This window comes from Streptomyces sp. NPDC058231 (assembly GCF_042882275.1).
Classification (GTDB): Bacteria; Actinomycetota; Actinomycetes; order Streptomycetales; family Streptomycetaceae; genus Streptomyces.
The window spans coordinates 45,655-63,811 of record NZ_JBHVWN010000009.1; the positions used below are offsets into that span (position 1 = coordinate 45,655).

Annotated in this window: 16 protein-coding genes; 6 read left to right on the forward strand and 10 right to left on the reverse strand. The window is 71.3% G+C overall.

Translation table 11 applies throughout. The annotated features are described in order from the left end of the window. Nucleotides 1-132: 132 nt before the first annotated feature. The 3 genes from ACFVXE_RS09145 to ACFVXE_RS09155 all read right to left on the reverse strand — a co-directional run bounded on the left by ACFVXE_RS09145 (nt 133) and on the right by ACFVXE_RS09155 (nt 1,957). On the reverse strand, nt 133-621 hold the full coding sequence (locus tag ACFVXE_RS09145) for a glutathione peroxidase (RefSeq protein WP_389670378.1): 489 nt from the start codon (nt 619-621) through the stop codon (nt 133-135). A 183-nt stretch (nt 622-804) separates the two neighbouring features. Next, the gene (locus ACFVXE_RS09150; RefSeq protein ID WP_389670379.1) at nt 805-1,362 is read right to left on the reverse strand and encodes a GNAT family N-acetyltransferase; all 558 of its coding nucleotides are present in this window, start codon (nt 1,360-1,362) and stop codon (nt 805-807) included. 13 nt (nt 1,363-1,375) lie between these two features. Then, entirely contained in the window at nt 1,376-1,957 is a 582-nt protein-coding gene (locus tag ACFVXE_RS09155; protein ID WP_389670380.1) for a helix-turn-helix domain-containing protein, read from the reverse strand. Between the two features lie 146 nt (nt 1,958-2,103). Here ACFVXE_RS09155 and ACFVXE_RS09160 point away from each other — a divergent pair, with 146 nt between their 5' ends. The 3 genes from ACFVXE_RS09160 to ACFVXE_RS09170 all read left to right on the forward strand — a co-directional run bounded on the left by ACFVXE_RS09160 (nt 2,104) and on the right by ACFVXE_RS09170 (nt 5,212). Beyond that, nucleotides 2,104-2,556 (forward strand): hypothetical protein, encoded by a 453-nt coding sequence (locus ACFVXE_RS09160; protein ID WP_389670381.1) that lies wholly within the window; start codon nt 2,104-2,106, stop codon nt 2,554-2,556. A 129-nt stretch (nt 2,557-2,685) separates the two neighbouring features. Continuing rightward, entirely contained in the window at nt 2,686-4,215 is a 1,530-nt protein-coding gene (locus ACFVXE_RS09165) for an MFS transporter (protein WP_389670382.1), read from the forward strand. Beyond that, nucleotides 4,193-5,212 (forward strand): glutathione S-transferase family protein, encoded by a 1,020-nt coding sequence (locus tag ACFVXE_RS09170; protein ID WP_389670383.1) that lies wholly within the window; start codon nt 4,193-4,195, stop codon nt 5,210-5,212. Before ACFVXE_RS09165 ends, ACFVXE_RS09170 begins: the two co-directional genes overlap by 23 nt. A 17-nt stretch (nt 5,213-5,229) precedes the next feature. Here ACFVXE_RS09170 and ACFVXE_RS09175 read toward each other — a convergent pair whose 3' ends face one another. The 3 genes from ACFVXE_RS09175 to ACFVXE_RS09185 form a co-directional block, all read right to left on the reverse strand. Further along, entirely contained in the window at nt 5,230-6,579 is a 1,350-nt protein-coding gene (locus tag ACFVXE_RS09175) for a chloride channel protein (protein ID WP_389670384.1), read from the reverse strand. 167 nt (nt 6,580-6,746) lie between these two features. Continuing rightward, on the reverse strand, nt 6,747-8,183 hold the full coding sequence (locus ACFVXE_RS09180) for a DUF2252 domain-containing protein (RefSeq protein ID WP_389670385.1): 1,437 nt from the start codon (nt 8,181-8,183) through the stop codon (nt 6,747-6,749). A gap of 155 nt (nt 8,184-8,338) precedes the next feature. After that, a complete protein-coding gene (locus ACFVXE_RS09185; protein WP_389670386.1) occupies nt 8,339-9,022 on the reverse strand; it encodes a hypothetical protein in 684 nt (227 codons plus the stop codon). A 70-nt stretch (nt 9,023-9,092) separates the two neighbouring features. Here ACFVXE_RS09185 and ACFVXE_RS09190 point away from each other — a divergent pair, with 70 nt between their 5' ends. Next, nucleotides 9,093-9,314, forward strand: a complete 222-nt coding sequence (locus ACFVXE_RS09190; RefSeq protein WP_389670387.1) for a DUF6011 domain-containing protein — start codon at nt 9,093-9,095, stop codon at nt 9,312-9,314. A gap of 8 nt (nt 9,315-9,322) precedes the next feature. Here the strand turns inward: ACFVXE_RS09190 and ACFVXE_RS09195 are convergent, their stop codons facing one another. Beyond that, complete coding sequence (locus tag ACFVXE_RS09195) at nt 9,323-10,195, reverse strand: acyl-CoA thioesterase (protein ID WP_389670388.1); 873 nt, start codon at nt 10,193-10,195, stop codon at nt 9,323-9,325. Between the two features lie 48 nt (nt 10,196-10,243). Further along, on the reverse strand, nt 10,244-12,757 hold the full coding sequence (locus tag ACFVXE_RS09200) for a DEAD/DEAH box helicase (RefSeq protein WP_389670389.1): 2,514 nt from the start codon (nt 12,755-12,757) through the stop codon (nt 10,244-10,246). 139 nt (nt 12,758-12,896) lie between these two features. Here ACFVXE_RS09200 and ACFVXE_RS09205 point away from each other — a divergent pair, with 139 nt between their 5' ends. Then, nucleotides 12,897-13,688, forward strand: a complete 792-nt coding sequence (locus tag ACFVXE_RS09205; RefSeq protein WP_389670390.1) for a metal-dependent hydrolase — start codon at nt 12,897-12,899, stop codon at nt 13,686-13,688. Nucleotides 13,689-13,806: 118 nt separating this feature from the next. Next, the gene (locus ACFVXE_RS09210; RefSeq protein ID WP_389670391.1) at nt 13,807-14,328 is read left to right on the forward strand and encodes an HAD domain-containing protein; all 522 of its coding nucleotides are present in this window, start codon (nt 13,807-13,809) and stop codon (nt 14,326-14,328) included. Between the two features lie 36 nt (nt 14,329-14,364). Here the strand turns inward: ACFVXE_RS09210 and ACFVXE_RS09215 are convergent, their stop codons facing one another. Continuing rightward, the gene (locus ACFVXE_RS09215; protein WP_389670392.1) at nt 14,365-16,146 is read right to left on the reverse strand and encodes an ABC transporter ATP-binding protein; all 1,782 of its coding nucleotides are present in this window, start codon (nt 16,144-16,146) and stop codon (nt 14,365-14,367) included. Further along, nucleotides 16,143-18,011, reverse strand: a complete 1,869-nt coding sequence (locus ACFVXE_RS09220) for an ABC transporter transmembrane domain-containing protein (protein ID WP_389670393.1) — start codon at nt 18,009-18,011, stop codon at nt 16,143-16,145. Before ACFVXE_RS09220 ends, ACFVXE_RS09215 begins: the two co-directional genes overlap by 4 nt. Nucleotides 18,012-18,157: the final 146 nt, after the last annotated feature.

The following is an 18,157-nucleotide window of genomic DNA, read 5'->3' on the forward strand; positions in this document are numbered from 1 at the left end:
CCGGCCCAGCACCGCCGGCCCCCTGTGTTCCCCGGGGGGGGCCCCGGGGGGGGGGGGGGGGGGGGGGGGGGGGGGGGCCCCCCCCCCCCCCCCGCGACCGCCGGACCGGAGCGGCCCGGCGGGAGGCTCCCGTCAGGCGGCCAGCAGTGCCTCGATCGCCGCCACCAGCTCCGGGGCCTCCGGCTCCGTGCGGGGGCGGATGCGGGCCACCGGCTCACCGGCCGGAGAGATCAGGAACTTCTCGAAGTTCCACTGCACGTCGCCCGCCTCGCCGTCCGCGTCCGGGAACCGGGTCAGCTCCGTGTACAGAGCGTGGCGCCCGGCACCGTTGACGTCGACCTTCTCCAGCAGCGGGAAACTGACCCCGTACGTCGTCGAGCAGAAGGTCTGGATCTCCTCCGCGCTCCCCGGCTCCTGGCCGGCGAACTGGTTGCACGGCACACCGAGCACGGTGAAGCCCCGGTCCCCGTACTCCTTCTGCAGCCTCTCCAGGCCCGCGTACTGCGGGGTGAGTCCGCACTTGGAGGCGACGTTCACCAGCAGGACCGCCTGGCCGCGGTAGGCGCCGAGGGTGGTCGGCTCGCCGGCGAGCGTGCGGAGCGGAATGTCGTGCAGCGTCATGAGGGTCTCCTTGTGAGTCGCTTCCGATGCCATTCTTGCGCCCACCGGTTCATCGGTGTGCAGGCGGTCGCCCGGCGGCCCGGACCGGGGGTGCCCCGGCCCATGGGCCGCACCGCGCGGAGCGCCACCGTCCGGCCTGCGACGCACGGACGGGTGAGGGGCGCGGAGAAGCGCGGCGCCGGACTACGAGGCCGCCGACGCACCCGCCGTCCCGTTCTGCGCACCGTCGATCGCCTTGTAGTAGAAGGTGGTCGGCTTCAGGACACCGGCCGGGTCCCCGGCGTACCGCGGAACGGATCCGCACTCGGTCCAGCCCGCAGAACGGTAGAGACGCTCGGCGGGACTGCCGGTCTCGGTGTCCAGGACCAGCAGCGTCAGGCCGGCCGCGGCCGCCGCCTCCTCGACGGCGGCGAGCAGTGACCGGCCGAGCCCCTGACCGCGCCGTGAGGGGCGCACCATCACCTTGGTCACCTCGGCTCGATGACGCCCGTTCGGCAGCGAGGCCAGGTTCAGTCCGATGGTCCCGGCCACCCGCTCGCCGTCCCGGGCGAGCCAGACGCGCTGATGGCCCGCGTCGACTTCGGCGGCGCGCCCCCGCCACCAGGCCGCGGCCGCCTCGCGGTCCAGCGGTGCCAGAAACCCCACCGACGCCCCGCTGTCGACGGTCTCCACCAGAAGGGCGGCCAACTCGTCGGCGTAGGTGATCAGTTCGGGGCCGGAAACGGCAACGATCTCGGTCATGGCAGGGGTCCTTTCACGGCAGAACGATCATCACGGCATAGCGCACCCGGTCCGGGCCCGGGCAGTGGAAGCGCGAAGGGCCACGCAGCCGGAACCGCAGGCAGTCACCCCGGCGCACGGTGTGGACGGTGTTCTCGACGGTGATCTCGACCGTCCCCTCCAGTACCCAGATGTGCTGCTCCAGGCCGGGCACCGGAGCGTCGTCGTACGCGATCCCGGCGCCCGCATCTAGCACGCCCTCGATGATCTCGGCGCGCAGGGCCGAATGCGGGGGCGACACCGAGCGGCGTACGAAGCCGGACGCCTCGTCCCGCCAGACCGGTTGCTGTCCGGCGGGTACCAGCTGCGGCGGCTCGGCCTCCACGTCCATCAGCAGTCTCGACATCGTCCGCTCGTACACCGTGCACAACCGCCCGAGCTGGGCGGCGGTCGGGCTCAGCTCGCCGCGCTCCAGGCGCGACAGCGTCGAGCGGCTGACACCGCTGCGCCGGGACACCTCGTCCAGTGACCAGCCGCGCCCGGCGCGGAGCTCGCCCAGCCGGGCCGCCAGCCGGGCATCGACGGCGGCGGCCGCCGCCTCCTCAGCGCTTCTCACATCTGGGACTGTATCCCAGATGTGAGAAGAGCAGGTGGGCGAGGCTCGGGCGGCCGGAGTGCCGACCCGGAGGGGTCGTGCCACGCTGGGGCGGGGGATTCGGGCAGTCGGTAGGCCGACGGCTCTGCCACTCCAAGGAGACCCACATGACCACCAGCAGCGTCAACCGGCCGGGAGCGGGCAGCGCCGACCGAGGTCCGGGGCGCCCGGCCCAGTCCGGCTGGACCGTTCTCGCGGCATCCCTGATGATCTTCGGCGGGGCGATGGCGATCTTCGAGGGCATCTCCGCCATCGCCAAGGACGACCTGTTCCTCGTGACGCGCCACTACGTGTTCCAGTTCAGCCTGACCGGCTGGGGCTGGATCCACCTCATCCTGGGCATCGTTCTCGTCATCGCGGGCTGCGCCGTGTTCGGCGGAGCCGTGTGGGCGAGTTACTTCGGCGTCGCCATCGCCGGACTGGGCGCGATCGCCAACTTCCTCTGGCTGCCGTACTACCCCATCTGGGCCACCGTGCTCATCGCCATCAACTTCTTCATCATCTGGGCGCTGTGCGCCGGGCTCCATCATGAGGCCGACCTCGGCACGAAGAGGGCCTGAGAGGTCCGCGATGGGGCACACGAACCACCGTGCACGCGGGTCGGCCGCGAGCGGCTCCCACGGCAACCCCTGCGGCAGACGGCCCTGTCGGGGATGAGTAACCGGGACTCGCCGCCTAGGGTGCGAATCATGCCGGAGAGCGCAACGTCCAAGGGCGACGCGGCGGGGCGCGAGGCGGCCCCGGCGCCCGACCCCCGCCGCTGGCAGGCACTTGCCGTGTGCCTCGTGGCGGGCTTCATGACGCTGTTGGACGTGTCCATCGTCAACGTCGCCCTGCCTTCCATCCGCAACGGCCTGCGGAGCCCGGAGTCCGATCTGCAATGGGTCCTCTCCGGATACTCCCTGGCCTTCGGACTGCTCCTCATTCCGGCCGGACGGCTCGGTGACGCCCGGGGACGCCGCGTGGTGTTCCTGGCGGGCCTGGCCGTGTTCACCCTGGCTTCGGCGGCGTGCGGAGCCGCTCAGTCCAGTCTCTGGCTGGTCGTCGCCCGCGTGATCCAGGGCCTCGGCGGTGCCATGATCTCGCCGCAGATCTCCGCGCTGATCCAGCAGATGTTCTCCGGCCGGGAGCGGGGCCGAGCGTTCGGAATGTTCGGCACGGTGGTCGGCATCTCGACCGCCGTGGGACCTCTGCTCGGCGGGCTCCTGATCCAGGCGGCAGGACCGGGCGAGGGCTGGCGCTGGGTCTTCTACGTCAACATGCCGCTCGGCATCGTCTGCTTCCTGCTCGCCCGGCGGCTGCTGCCCGACACACCGTCGGCGAGCCGCGTACGACCGAGCGAGCTCGACCCCGTCGGCGTACTCCTCCTCGGCGCGGGTCTGCTGGCGCTGCTGCTCCCCTTCGTCCAGGCGCAGCAGTGGCCCGGCGACGGGAAGTGGCTGCTGCTGGCCGTGGCCGTGGCGCTGCTCGCCGCCTTCGCCTGCTGGGAGTCCCGGTGCGGCAGACGGGGCACAGTGCCCGTCCTCGACCTCTCGCTGTTCCGGCTGCACTCGTACTGGCTGGGCTGTCTGCTCAGCCTGCTGTACTTCGCCGGATTCACCTCCATCTTCTTCATCAGCACGCTCTATCTGCAGGCCGGTCTGCACTCCACCGCGCTCCAGGCCGGACTGGCCATCACCCCCTTCGCCGTGGGGGCCGCCGCCGCCGCGGGGCCCGGCGGCCGGATGGTCAGCCGCTACGGGCGGCCGCTGGTCGTCTTCGGGCTGTCCATGGTCGTCGTCGGGCTGGCGGGCACAGTGGCGGCCGTGCACCTCGTGCCGGGCCGCGGGGTCGCCTGGGCGATGGCCGCGCCCCTGCTCCTGGCGGGGCTGGGGAGCGGCCTGGTCATCGCCCCGAACCAGACCCTGACCCTGTCGCAGGTGCCGGTGTCCACCGGCGGCAGCGCCGCCGGGACGCTCCAGACCGGCCAGCGCGTCGGCTCCGCGATCGGGATCGCCGCCGTCGGCTCGGTCTTCTTCGCGCGACTGGAATCCAGGAACTGGACCACCGCGTACGACCTGGGGCTCGTGGTCTCGGTCGCCTTCGTGCTGGGGGCGCTCGTCCTGGCACTGGCGGATGTGACGGTCTCCCGGCGGGCACGAGCACGTACGAACGAGGTGTCCGGACCCGGCCCGTCCGAGCGAGAGGGATATCACGATGACCACCCCGACCGGCAGTGACCCGGGCAGCAATGCGGCCTACGGTCACCAGCCCTTCAAACGCTCCGCGAGCCATTTCCCCGACCGGATCACCGCAGACGGCAGGGACGGCTGGCCGGTGGAGGCGGGCCGCTACCGGCTGGTCGTCAGCCGCGCCTGCCCCTGGGCGAGCCGCGCCCTCGTCTCCCGGCGGCTGCTGGGACTGGAGGACGCGCTGTCGCTCGCCGTGGCCGACCCGATCCAGGACAGCCGCAGCTGGCGCTTCACCCTGGACGAGGACGGCCGGGACCCGGTGCTCGGCATCGCGTACCTGAGCGAGGCGTACGACGCCCGCGAGAGCGGCTACCCGGGCGGTGTCAGCGTGCCCGCGATCGTGGACGTACCCAGCGGGAAGCTCGTCACCAACGACTACCAGCAGATCACCCTGGACTTCGCGACCGAGTGGACCGCGCTGCACCGGCCCGGGGCGCCCGATCTCTACCCCGAGGGGCTGCGTGACGAGATCGACGAGGTCATGGACGGCATCTACCGAGACGTCAACAACGGCGTGTACCGGGCCGGGTTCGCCGACGGACAGGACACCTACGAAGCGGCATACCACGATGTGTTCCGACGGCTGGACCTCGTCTCCGAACGCCTCAAGGACCGGCGCTACCTGGTGGGGGACACCCTGACGGAGGCCGACATCCGGCTGTTCACCACACTCGTCCGCTTCGACGCCGTCTACCACGGCCACTTCAAGTGCAACCGCTCGAAACTGACCGAGGACCGCGTGCTCTGGGCCTACGCCAGGGATCTCTTCCAGACCCCCGGATTCGGCGACACGGTCGACTTCGACCACATCAAGCAGCATTACTACCGGGTGCACACCGGCATCAACCCCACCGGCATCGTGCCCCTCGGGCCCGATCTCTCCGGCTGGCGGACCCCGCACCACCGCGAGCAGCTCGGCGGCCGCCCGTTCGGCGACGGCACTCCACCGGGCGAACCGCACCCGTCCGGTTCCGCCCGTTCCTGACGGGGCGGGCGGCCTGCTCAGGGCGCCGGTTGCGCGTCGCGCCCGTCCGGGACGGCGGCCGGCTCCGGGGCGAGCCGGAGCGAGACGACGTACGCCACCACGACCGAGACGATCACCAGCGGCATGACGGTGAGCCCCGACGTCCCCAGCAGCAGAGTGGCCAGCAGTACCGAGGTCATCGGAAGTTTCAGCATCGCCACGCACATCGCCCCGATGCCCATGGCGAACCCGGCCGTCAGGTTCAGCCCGGGAAGATGGGAGAGAGCGGTGCCGCCCGCAGCACCCACGAACATCGCGGGAAAGACGGGACCTCCCCGGAAACTGCTCAGGCACGCGCAGTACGCCAGCGCCTTGCAGACGAGGAGCAGCAGGAGCGTGCCCACCGAATAGCGTGCGCTCCCGGCGAGCAGCGGGTCCAGAGCGCTCTGCCCCGAATAGAGCACCTCGGACGCGTCGTTCCCCGAGCCCTCCGCGTACACCAGCGCGAGGACGCCGACCACCAGACCCATCAGCGCGGTACCCACCACCGTCCGTCGCTCGACCCGGTCCTGCAGACCGAGGGCGAGCCGCCGGATCCCCTCACCGACGACGGCCGCCACCACCCCGAAGACCACCGCCCAGCCGAACTGGGCGATGTCGGGCAGATGGGCCTTCGGCACGTGGTGGAGCTTCAGGGAGTACGTCCCCAGGCCGGTCCAGGAGCCGAGACCGGTGAAGATGAGTGCCCCGACGCCGGAGGCGAGCAGTCCCGGTACGAGAACCATCCCCAGCACCGCCCCGCCGAGCCCCGACGCCTCCATCAGCAGGAACGCCCCCAGCAGCGGCGACCCCAGCAGTGCGCTGATGGCCGCGAAGCTCCCGGCGGCCCCCACCGCACCACTCGCGTCCGGCCCCATGTCCCGCTTCAGCAGGCGCACGGCCCACACGGCGAGCCCGCCGCCGAGAGCGATGAGCGGTGCCTCGGGGCCGAGCACGGCGCCGAGACCGAGGGAGGCCAGGGCCGCGAACGCGATACCGGGCAGCTCCTTGGACGTGGGGGCACCGGTCAGTTTCATGCCTTCGGCCGGTCTGTGCCCGCATGTGCCGGGCAGATGACGGACGGCCGCCCCGACCAGCAGGCCCGCGACGGCCATCAGCGGGACCGGCCACCACGTCGGTGTGGCGCGGAAGCCGAGCGACTTCGGGAGATCGGCGTAGGTGAGCAGCTGGAGTTCGTGGACGATCGCGAGGAAGCCGAAGGCCAGCGCCGAGATCGGGATCCCGAGCAGTGCGGCCTTCACCAGAAGTCCCACGTAACCGCGGGTACGGACGAGCGCCAGGGGATCCGGGCGTGCGGTGGGGGGTGCGCCGACGGGCTCGGCCGACATGGTCATTGTCTCCTCAGCGTCGGAGGCGCCTGGCACACGCCGGCCGCGAGCATGCAGAACGTGATATCACGCGAGGCCGGCACGGCCGGGGCGCCGGACCGGGGGAGTGCGATCACCCGCGCATTTCCATCCGCATGGCTCCGGCGGGCAGCGCACGGACGTACCGGTCACAGCCGGTCGCCGGCCGGCTCGGACGCCGGAAGACGCCCCGCCCGCACAGCATCGGCCAGCGTCCGGTGGTCCCGTTCGTTCACATCGGCGTAGCTCTCCGAGAACTGCTCGACGGCGCGGTCGAACGGGTCGCCGCGGCCCAGGTACGCGGCGATGGCGATCCGGTCGCCGGACCTCGCATGGGCGCGGGCCAGCGTGCTGCCGCAGACCTCGCCCAGCGTCCGCATCCCGTCCGGCACCATCGACTCGGGGTCGACATCGCCCTTCCAGTCGCGCAACTGGCGTACATAGAAGTCGCGGCGCCCGCCGTCGATCCCGGCGACGCGTTGCCAGCCGAGGAAGATGTCACTCGCCGCCTGCATCAGCCGCTGCCCCGCCACCACCCGCTCGCCCTGGTTCCGGTAGCTGCTGGGGCCGGCGTACGGGGCGAGCACCGAGGCGCCGGCCTCCTTGGCCTGGAGGACGAGGGGATCCCCGCCGTCCCTGCCGAGCAGCAGGACGATCCAGCAGCGGGTGCCGACGCTGCCGACCCCGACCACCTTGCGGGCGACGTCCACCAGCCGGAAGTCCGCGAGCAGGAACCGCCGGTCCGACGGGAGACTCCGCCCGTAGCCGGCGATCAGTTTGCGGAACCGCGCCATCATCTCCTCACCCCCGGCATCGGGGAACAGATCGGCCAGCGGCACGAGCAGGGGCGGGTCCGCGGCGATCCGGAGCCGGCCGCCGGCCACCTCGGTCAGTTTGTCGAAGGCCTGCAGACTGTCCCGGGTGCGGGCCCTGGCGACCGCCCGGGCCAGGTTCCTGCGGCCGCGCTTCGGCAGCTGCTGCGCCGCTACGGCCCGCAGGCGGTCCTCATCGGTCCGCGCGTACCACACATCGAGATTGCACATCCCGGCGAACCTGATCATCGACTCGCGGTACGACCGCACCGCCGCCCGCACGATCCCCGCGCGCTCCCGGTCGGTGAAACCGTTCGTCCGGCCCGCGACGGCGAGACTGGCCGCGAGCCGCTTGACGTCCCACTCCCAGGGGCCGGGCAGCGTCTCGTCGAAGTCGTTGACGTCGAACAGCAGCCGACGTTCCGGTGAGGCGAACAGCCCGAAGTTCAACAGATGTGCGTCCCCGCACAGTTGGGCCCTGATGCCGGAGTCCGGGGTGGTGGCGAGATCGGCTGCCATGATCGCGGCGCCGCCCCGGAAGAAGCGGAACGGCGATTCGGCCATCCGGCTGTAACGGATCGGGACGAGCTCGGGAACCCTTGTCGCGGACTGTGCTCCGAGGATCTCCAACGGGTCCCGCCGGCCGGCCGGCGGAGCGAACTCGGCGTGACTCGAACGGGGTGCACCGCGGCGGGCGGCCTTCCCCCGGGCCGCCCGCTCCGCAGGCGTCCTGTGCGGCGCGGCGCCGTCCGACGAGGTGGCGTCCTGGGCCATGGAGGACCCTCCTGACCGCCCGCGTGCGGCACCCGGGCATGTGGGCTTCCCTCCCCGATCATCGCGGGTCGCCCCGGTTCCGGCATCATCTGGCCGCCCCGCGCGCCCCGACCGCGCGCCGCGGCCGGATGCCGTCCGCCCCAGGACGGCCCGTCTCACGACCGCCTGTCGTCCCAGGCGCTCCCCAGCCAGCCGTCGAAGGTGCGCAGCAGCGCCACCAGCGCCGCCCCCAACCGCCAGTCGCACCACTGCGCGTGCAGCGAGAGGCGGTCGTCCTGGAACTCCAGCGGGGTCTCGCTGCCGCAGCGCCAGAAGATGCGGCGGGGCCCGCGTGCGACGTCACCACCACCGTTGAGGAGGCTGCCCACGGCAATGGCCGTCTGGACGGGGAACAGCAGCCACCACACGTACCACCAGAAGATCCGCCCCTTGAAGCCGACCGACTCGGGGCAGCCCGTCTGCGTGACCGTCCAACGGGTCCGCAGGCCACGGCCGGACAGCGCCTTCTCGCGGACGAACGTACCGAGGGGCTCGCCCTGCACGCCGAGCACCTGATACGTCGCCACACCGTCGCCCGCGGACACCGTGGTCACCGTGGCGAGCCGTGCCCGGCGCTGCGGATCGGCCCACAGGACGAAGGAACGGGTGCCGTCCTTCCTCGCCGCCAGATACCCCGGTATGCCGTCCGGCGGCAGTTCGCGCTCCGGGTAGGCGACGTCCCGTGCGGTGGCGCCAGGTGTGTCCGCGTACCTGATGACCTGACCGACGGGGCCGATGCCGTCCGGTTCGGAGCCCTTCTCGTCCCGGGGGACGTACTCCAGGGTCAGCACAGCGCTCATTCGCGAACTCCCTCGTCTTACTCCATCCGGGAAGTCGCAGAGTAGACGGCGGACTTGAGAAGATCACCACGTGGAGAATCCAGAACCGTTCCCCGGCGCCGACGCAGCTGCCCCGGCCGAGCCTGCTCCCGGCCGCCCGGTCCGCTGCCGTCTGTGCGGACGCCCGCTCACCGGCACGGATTCACGCCGCGCCGGCCTCGGTCCCGGCTGCGACGCCAAACTGCACCCGGCGGCGCCGGACATCCGCACCCGCCGGCACGTGGTCGAACAGGACCCGCTGCCCGGCACCTGAAGCAGCGGCTACTCGCCCAGGCGGCGGAACAGCCCCTCCTGCACCACCGAAACCAGCAGATTGCCGCCGCGGTCGTAGATCCGGCCGCGTGCCAGTCCCCGTCCACCCACGGCGACCGGCGACTCCTGGTCGTAGAGGAACCACTCGTCGGCCCGGAACGGCCGGTGGAACCACATCGCGTGGTCCAGGGACGCCATGTCGAAGCCGCGCGGCCCCCACAGCGGCTCCACCGGGATGCGCACCGCGTCGAGGAGCGTCATGTCGCTCGCATACGTCAGGGCACAGGTGTGCACCAAGGGGTCGTCGCCCAGCGGGCCCACCGCTCGCATCCAGACCGCGCTGCGCGGGTCCGCGCCCTCGATCTCCTTCTGCGTCCAGCGCAGCCGGTCCACGTACCGGATGTCGAACGGCTGGCGCCGGGCCATCCGCTCCAGCGCGTCCGGCAACGCCCCCAGGTGCTCGCGGACCTCCTCGGCGATGGTGGGCAGCTCCTCCGGGTCCGGGACCTCCCGGGCGGGCGGCAGCTGATGTTCGAAGCCCGCCTCCTCCGGCCGGTGGAACGACGCCGTCAGATTGAAGATCGTCCGGCCCTGCTGGACGGCGGTGACCCGACGGGTGGTGAACGAGCGGCCGTCCCGGACCCGCTCCACCTCGTAGACGATCGGCACGCCGGGACGGCCCGGCCGCAGGAAGTACGCGTGCAGCGAATGGACCGGTCGGTCCCCGTCGGTGGTGCGGCCGGCCGCCACCAGTGCCTGACCGGCGACCTGCCCCCCGAAGACCCGCTGCAGGGACTCCTCCGGGCTGCGCCCGCGGAAGATGTTGACCTCGATCCGCTCCAGGTCGAGCAGGTCGACCAGGCGCTCGGCGGGGTTCGTCATACGGTTCGTCTCCACTTTCGCAACAGTGCCTTCGTCATCGCGCCCCACTCACAACTGGCCGACCGAGGTGACCCGGACGACGGCCCGGCCCTCTTCGTCGGAGGCCGCCAGATCGACCTCCGCGCTGATGCCCCAGTCGTGGTCGCCGTTGGGATCGGCGAACGCCTGCCACACCCGCCACAGGCCGTGTGCGGCGTCCTCCTCGATCTTCAGCAGCTTGGGACCCCGTGCGTCCGGACCGGTGCCCAGATCCTCGTACTCGTCCCAGTAGGCGTCCATCGCCTCGCCCCAGGCGTCCTCGTCCCAGCCCGCGTCGCCGTCCAGCTCGCCGAGCTCACGGACCTTGTCCAGAGCGGCCAGTTCCACCCGGCGGAACATCGCGTTGCGGACCAGCACCCGGAAGGCGCGGGCGTTCGCCGTGACCGGCTTGACCTCGTCGGCCCGCTCCTGCGCCTGCTCGGCGGTCTCCACCTCCGGATTGGCGAGCTGCTCCCACTCGTCGAGGAGACTGGAGTCCACCTGCCGGACCATCTCGCCGAGCCAGGCGGTCAGGTCCTCCAGGTCGTCGGACTTGAGGTCGTCGGGGATGGTGTGCTCCAGCGCCTTGTACGCCCCCGCCAGATACCGCAGCACGATGCCCTCGGTGCGCGCGAGCTCGTAGTTGGAGGTGAACTCCGTGAACGTCATGGCCCGTTCGTACATGTCACGGATCACGGACTTCGGCGAGACGGGATGGTCGCCCACCCACGGGTGGCTCTTGCGGTACACGTCGTACGCATGCCACAGCAGCTCGCTCAGCGGCTTCGGGTAGGTGACGTCCTGGAGCCGCTCCATCCGCTCCTCGTACTCGACGCCGTCCGCCTTCATCTGTCCGACCGCTTCGCCGCGTGCCTTGTTCTGCTGGGCCGCAAGGATCTGCCGCGGGTCGTCGAGCGTCGACTCGACGACGGAGACCATGTCCAGGGCGTACGAGGGCGATTCGGCGTCCAGCAGGTCGAACGAGGCCAGCGCGAACGTGGACAGCGGCTGGTTGAGCGCGAAGTCCTGCTGGAGATCGACGGTGAGCCGCACGATGCGGCCCTCCGCGTCCGGCTCGTCGAGCTGCTCCACGACGCCGCCGTCCAGCAGCGAGCGGTAGATCGCGATGGCCCGGCGGATGTGCCGCAGCTGCGCCTTGCGCGGCTCGTGGTTGTCCTCCAGCAGATGCCGCATCGCCACGAAGGCATTGCCGGGACGGGCGATCACGGACAGCAGCATCGTGTGCGTGACCCGGAAACGGGAGGTCAGCGGCTCCGGATCGGACTGGATCAGCTTGTCGAACGTGGTCTCCGACCAGGCGACGAACCCCTCGGGGGCCTTCTTGCGGACCACCTTGCGCTTCTTCTTCGGGTCGTCGCCCGCCTTCTTGACGGCCTTCTCGTTCTCGATGACGTGCTCGGGCGCCTGCGCGACGACGAAGCCCGCGGTGTCGAAGCCGGCCCGGCCCGCCCGGCCCGCGATCTGGTGGAACTCACGGGCGCGCAGCGTACGGACCCGGGTGCCGTCGTACTTGGTGAGCGCCGTGAACAGCACGGTGCGGATCGGGACGTTGACGCCGACGCCGAGCGTGTCCGTGCCGCAGATCACCTTCAGCAGACCCGCCTGGGCGAGCTTCTCCACCAGACGGCGGTACTTCGGCAGCATGCCCGCGTGATGGACCCCGATGCCGTGCCGCACATAGCGGGAGAGGTTCTGGCCGAACTTCGTGGTGAAGCGGAAGTTGCCGATCAGATCGGCGATCTTCTCCTTCTCCTCCTTGGTGCACATGTTGATGCTCATCAGCGACTGCGCCCGCTCGACGGCCGCGGCCTGCGTGAAATGCACGATGTAGACCGGCGACTGCCGGGTCTCCAGGAGTTCGGTGAGGGTCTCGGTGATCGGGGTCAGCCGGTATTCGTAGCTGAGCGGTACCGGCCGGGTCGCGGAGCGCACCACGGAGGTGGGGCGGCCGGTACGGCGGGTCAGGTCCTCCTCGAACATCCTGACGTCACCGAGCGTCGCGGACATCAGGATGAACTGGGCCTGCGGAAGCTCCAGGAGCGGGATCTGCCAGGCCCAGCCGCGGTCCGGCTCCGCGTAGAAGTGGAACTCGTCCATCACGACCTGGCCGATGTCGGCGTGCTTGCCGTCGCGCAGCGCGATGGAGGCCAGGACCTCGGCGGTGCAGCAGATCACCGGGGCGTCCGCGTTGACGGAGGCGTCGCCGGTGAGCATGCCGACGTTCTCGGTGCCGAACAGTTTGCAGAGGTCGAAGAACTTCTCGGAGACCAGTGCCTTGATCGGAGCGGTGTAGAAGGTGACCTTGTCCTGGGCCAGCGCCGTGAAGTGCGCACCGGCCGCGACCAGGCTCTTTCCCGAGCCTGTGGGGGTCGACAGGATCACGTTGGCCCCGGAGACCACCTCGATCAGTGCCTCCTCCTGAGCAGGGTAGAGGGTGATGCCCTGAGTCTCGGTCCATGACGAGAAGGCCTCGAAGAGGGCGTCCGGGTCGTCGGTCGGGGGCAGCTGATCGATAAGGGTCACCCCCCCATCTTGCCTGCCTTCTGCACGGATGAGGGAACCGGCCGACCGTACGAAGATCACGGACGGTACGCTGCCCACTCAACTCGGCCGCTTCGCAACGGCGATGGCGGCCGGACAGACTCTTGGGGGCGGAAGCACCATGATGGGACCGGCACACTCTCTGTCCGGGGCGGCGGCCTGGCTGGGGGTGGGTGCGGCGGCAGCAGCCGCGGGCCACACGATGCCGTGGCCCGTTCTGGTCGTCGGCGCACTGATCACGGCGGGCGCCGCGCTCGCCCCGGACCTCGACCACAAGTCCGCGACGATCTCGCGGGCCTTCGGACCCATCTCCCGCGGGGTCTGCGAGATCGTCGACAAGCTCTCGCACGCCGTGTACAAGGCGACCAGGGGGGCCGGCGACCCGCGCAGGAACGGTGGCCACCGGACCCTCACGCACACCTGGCTCTGGGCGGTTCTGATCGGCGCCGGGGCCTCCGCCGCCGCGATCACCGTGGGGCGGTGGGCGGTCCTCGCGATCCTCTTCGTCCACCTGGTCCTCGCCGTCGAGGGACTGCTGTGGCGGGCCGCCCGGGTCTCCAGCGACGTCCTGGTCTGGCTGCTCGGCGCGACCAGCGCCTGGATACTCGCCGGCGTCCTCGACAAGCCGGGCAACGGCTCGGACTGGCTCTTCGCCGCCCCCGGCCAGGAGTACCTCTGGCTCGGGCTGCCGATCGTCCTCGGCGCCCTCGTCCATGACATCGGCGACGCGCTGACCGTCTCCGGCTGCCCGATCCTGTGGCCGATACCGCTGGGCCGCAGGCGCTGGTACCCGGTCGGGCCGCCCAAGGCGATGCGGTTCCGGGCCGGCAGCTGGGTGGAGCTGAAGGTGCTGATGCCGGTGTTCATGGTGCTCGGAGGAGTGGGCGGGGCGGCCGCCCTCAACTTCATCTGAGACCGCCCGGCGCCCCGGACGCTGCTCGTGCGCGGGGCGCGCACCTCGCGGAATCGCCGGATGCCCGTGGTGGAGCACGATCCACCCGGGCGCACCGCGGCGTGGTTACCGTACGGCCATGACCGCATCCGCGCAGCGCCCGCTTCTCTTCCTCGATGTCGACGGACCGCTCATCCCGTTCGGGGCGACACCGCGACAGCGTCCGGAAGGGTATCCGGTGTACCCGGCGCCCGGCCCCGCCGCGGACGGCATGAATCCGCTGCTGAGCAGGATCGACCCCGGGCTGGGGCCACGGCTGGCGGCGCTGTCGTGCGAGCTGGTGTGGGCGACGACGTGGATGGACGAGGCGAACGAGTGGGTCGCTCCGCGGCTCGGACTGCCGGAGCTGCCCCTGGTGGACTGGCCGGACCCGCCCGACGCACACGAACGGGACGGGCTGCACTGGAAGACCCGCGCCCTCGTCGACCGGGCGGCCGGGCGGCCGTTCATCTGGGTCGACGACGAGATCGGCGACGCCGACCGTACCTGGGTGGCCGCGCACCACCGCGGACCGGCGCTTCTGTACCGCGTCGACCCGGCTTACGGCCTCACGGACGCGGACTTCGCCGCTCTCGGGGCGTGGCTGGGCGCGCACCGATGACGATCCGCGCCCGCCTTCGCCCTCCGACGTCCCCGGTCAGCCGTGCCAGGACCGCCACAGCGCCGCATACGCGCCGTCCGCCGCCGCCAGTTCGTCGTGGCTGCCCCACTCGCTGATCCGGCCGTTCTCGACCACCGCGATCACATCTGCGTCGTGCGCGGTGTGCAACCGGTGCGCGATGGCCACGACCGTACGACCGTCCAGCACGCGCGCCAGTGAACGCTCCAGATGCCGGGCCGCCCGCGGATCCAGCAGCGAGGTCGCCTCGTCCAGGACCAGTGTGTGCGGATCGGCCAGCACCAGCCGGGCCAGCGCGATCTGCTGAGCCTGCGCCGGGGTCAGGTTCAGACCGCCCGAGCCGACCTCGGTGTCCAGACCGTCGTCCAGTGCCCTCGCCCAGTCGTCCGCGTCGACGGCGGCGAGCGAAGCCCACAGCTCCGTGTCCTGTGCACCGTCACGGGCCAGCAGCAGGTTGTCGCGGAGCGAACCGACGAACACGTGGTGTTCCTGGTTGACCAGCGCCACATGCGTGCGTACCCGCTCCGCGGTCATCCGGGACAACTGCGCACCGCCCAGCGTCACTTCGCCGGTACGCGGGGCGTAGATCCCGGCCAGCAGCCTGCCGAGCGTGGACTTGCCCGCGCCCGACGGTCCGACCAGCGCGATCCGGGTGCCCGGCGAGACGTCCAGCGACACCTTGTGCAGCACGTCGACACCGGCCCGGTACCCGAAGTGCACCTCGTCCGCCCGGACGTCCCGGCCGTCCGGGGCGAGCGAGGTGTCGCCCGCGTCGGGTTCGATGTCCCGCACGCCGACCAGCCTGGCCAGCGACACCTGCGCGACCTGCAACTCGTCGTACCAGCGCAGGATCAGGCCGATCGGGTCGACCATCATCTGCGCGAGCAGTGCACCGGTCGTCAGCTGCCCGACCGTGAGCCACCCCTCGATGACGAACCAGCCGCCGAACATGAGCACCGCGCCGAGGATCGTCACATACGTGACGTTGATGACCGGGAAGAGCACCGAGCGCAGGTACAGCGTGTACCGCTCCCACGCCGTCCACTCCTTGATCCGCCGATCCGACAACGCCACCCGGCGCGCGCCCAGACGGTGAGCCTCCACCGTCCGTCCGGCGTCCACGGTCTCCGCGAGCATCGCCGCGACCGCCGCATACCCGGCCGCCTCGGAGCGGTACGCCGACGGCGCCCGGCGGAAGTACCAGCGGCAGCCGACCACCAGAACCGGAAGGGCGACGAGGACCGAGAGGGCCAGCGGCGGAGCGGTGACGGTGAGAGCGCCGAGGAGCAGCCCCGCCCACACCACTCCGATCGCCAGCTGCGGTACGGCCTCCCGCATCGCGTTGGCGAGCCGGTCGATGTCCGTGGTGATCCTGGAGAGCAGGTCACCGGTCCCGGCCCGCTCCAGCACGCCCGGCGGCAGCCCGACCGACCTTACGAGGAAGTCCTCGCGCAGGTCGGCCAGCATCTCCTCGCCGAGCATCGCGCTGCGCAGCCGCATCATCCGGGTGAACACGGTCTGTACCACCAGCGCGAGCCCGAACACCGCGGCGGTGCGCTCCAGATGGAGGTCGGTGACCCCGTTCGACAGGTCCTCGACCAGCCCGCCCAGCAGATACGGACCGACGATCGAGGCGACGACCGCGACCGCGTTGACGCAGATGAGTACGGCGAACGGCCTGCGATGGCGCCGCATCAGGTCCCGTACGTAGCTCCGTACGGTGGCAGGTGTACCGACCGGCAGGGTCGTTGCCGACTGCGGGGCGGCCGGGTCGTACGCCGGCCGTGCGACGCCGATCATGCCCTCTCCTCGATTTCTTCGACTTCTTCGATGTCTTCGACGGTCCGGATCGCGTCGATCCCGTCCGCCGCGGCCAGGGCCGCGATCTCGGCGTCGGTCTCGCGGGTGACGACCGCCCGGTACCGCGGCTCGGTGAGCAGCAGCTCCCGGTGCGTGCCGACGGCGACCACCGTGCCCCGGTGCACGAGCACCACTCGGTCCGCGAGGTCGAGCAGCAGCGGTGACGAGGCGAACGCCACGGTCGTACGACCGGTGCGCAGCGCCTTGATACCGGCGGCGACCCGGGCCTCGGTGTGCGAGTCGACGGCGGACGTCGGCTCGTCGAGGACCAGCGCCTCCGGGTCGGTGACCAGCGAGCGGGCCAGTGCGAGCCGCTGGCGCTGGCCGCCGGAGAGGGACCGGCCGCGCTCGGTGATCCGGGTGGCCATCGGGTCGCCGTCCGTGTCGACCGAAGCCTGTGCCAGTGCGTCCAGCACGTCACCGCACTGGGCGGCGGCGAGCGCGTCCTCGGCGGTCACCAGACCGGACGACGGCACGGCCAGCAGTTCCCGCAGCGTCCCGGAGAGCAGCACCGGGTCCTTGTCCTGGACCAGCACCGCGGTCCGGGCGGCCGCCAGCGGCAGTTCATCGAGGGGCACCCCACCGAGAAGCACCGACGGGACCTTCTCCGGCGTGCCGGCCGGCGCGTCGCCGTGCTTGTCCGGCTCCGCGTCCGCCTCGGCGTGTCCGCCGAGCCGTTCGGCGAGCCGGCCCGCTTCGTCCGGATCGCCGCAGACCACCGCCGTGAACAGGCCGGCGGGAGCCATCAGCCCGGTGGCCGGGTCGTACAGGTCGCCGGCCGGCGCCCCGTCGACGGTCGACGGCTCGGCGGTGCGGTGCAGCGAGAGGACCCGTACGGCCCGCTTGGCGGACGGCCGCGAGAAGGAGTACGCCATCGCGATCTCCTCGAAGTGCCGCAACGGGAACAGCATCAGTGTCGCCGCGCTGTACACCGTGACCAGTTGACCGACCTCGATCCGGCCGTCGCGGGCCAGCGAGGCCCCGTACACGACCAGCGAGATCAGCAGGATGCCCGGCAGCAGCACCTGGATCGCGGAGATCAGCGACCACATCCGCGCACTGCGGACAGCCGCCTTGCGGACCTCCTGCGAGGCACGCCGGTAGCGGCCCAGGAACAGCTCCTCGCCGCCGATGCCTCGTAGCACCCGCAGCCCGGCCACGGTGTCCGACGCCAGCTCGGTGGCCTTGCCGGCCTTCTCGCGCTGGAAATCTGCGCGCCGGGTCGCGCGGGGGAGCAGCGGCAGCACGCCCAGTGCCAGGAGCGGCATGGCGAGCGCCACCAGCACGCCCAGCGACGGCAGATAGAGGACGAGCCCGACGCAGATCAGTACGAGGGCGGCGGCCGCGGCCGCGAAGCGGGAGAGCGCCTCGACGAACCAGCCGATCTTCTCGACGTCGCCGGTGGACACCGCGACGACCTCGCCGGCGGCGACCCGACGGGTCAGTGCGGAGCCCAGCTCCGCGGTCTTGCGGGCCAGCAGCTGCTGCACGCGGGCAGCGGCCGTGATCCAGTTGTTGACCGCGGTGCGGTGGAGCATGGTGTCGCCGACCGCGATCAGCGTTCCGAGGACCGCGATCAGGCCGCCCGACAGCGCGAGCCGGCCGCCGGACCGGTCGACGACCGCCTGCACGGCGAAGCCGACGCCCAGCGGGAGCCCGGCGATGGAGCACTGGTGCAGCAGACCCCAGGACATGGATGTGAGCTGTCCGCGGATCTGGTTGCGGCCGATCCAGAGCAGGAAGCGTGGGCCTGACCGGACATCGGGATCGCCGGGATCCTGGTACGGAAGATCGCGAATCTGCATGACGTCCCATGGTTCTGTCGATCGGTTCGATCGGTTCGTCCGGTGGCTGAATGAAACCGTGCAAGGTTCACCCGGGGACACCGGTCGGGGCAACGGGTTTTCTCCATGGAATGCGCATTTCGCGCCATGGTCACGGAACGGACAGC

Excerpts from the sequence above, each read along its gene's own strand:
- ACFVXE_RS09145 (WP_389670378.1), bottom strand. The coding sequence starts at position 621 with ATGACGCTGCACGACATTCCGCTCCGCACGCTCGCCGGCGAGCCGACC.
- ACFVXE_RS09150 (WP_389670379.1), bottom strand. The coding sequence starts at position 1,362 with ATGACCGAGATCGTTGCCGTTTCCGGCCCCGAACTGATCACCTACGCC.
- ACFVXE_RS09160 (WP_389670381.1), top strand. The coding sequence starts at position 2,104 with ATGACCACCAGCAGCGTCAACCGGCCGGGAGCGGGCAGCGCCGACCGA.
- ACFVXE_RS09165 (WP_389670382.1), top strand. The coding sequence starts at position 2,686 with ATGCCGGAGAGCGCAACGTCCAAGGGCGACGCGGCGGGGCGCGAGGCG.
- ACFVXE_RS09170 (WP_389670383.1), top strand. The coding sequence starts at position 4,193 with ATGACCACCCCGACCGGCAGTGACCCGGGCAGCAATGCGGCCTACGGT.
- ACFVXE_RS09175 (WP_389670384.1), bottom strand. The coding sequence starts at position 6,579 with ATGTCGGCCGAGCCCGTCGGCGCACCCCCCACCGCACGCCCGGATCCC.
- ACFVXE_RS09180 (WP_389670385.1), bottom strand. The coding sequence starts at position 8,183 with ATGGCCCAGGACGCCACCTCGTCGGACGGCGCCGCGCCGCACAGGACG.
- ACFVXE_RS09185 (WP_389670386.1), bottom strand. The coding sequence starts at position 9,022 with ATGAGCGCTGTGCTGACCCTGGAGTACGTCCCCCGGGACGAGAAGGGC.
- ACFVXE_RS09195 (WP_389670388.1), bottom strand. The coding sequence starts at position 10,195 with ATGACGAACCCCGCCGAGCGCCTGGTCGACCTGCTCGACCTGGAGCGG.
- ACFVXE_RS09205 (WP_389670390.1), top strand. The coding sequence starts at position 12,897 with ATGATGGGACCGGCACACTCTCTGTCCGGGGCGGCGGCCTGGCTGGGG.
- ACFVXE_RS09210 (WP_389670391.1), top strand. The coding sequence starts at position 13,807 with ATGACCGCATCCGCGCAGCGCCCGCTTCTCTTCCTCGATGTCGACGGA.
- ACFVXE_RS09215 (WP_389670392.1), bottom strand. The coding sequence starts at position 16,146 with ATGATCGGCGTCGCACGGCCGGCGTACGACCCGGCCGCCCCGCAGTCG.
- ACFVXE_RS09220 (WP_389670393.1), bottom strand. The coding sequence starts at position 18,011 with ATGCAGATTCGCGATCTTCCGTACCAGGATCCCGGCGATCCCGATGTC.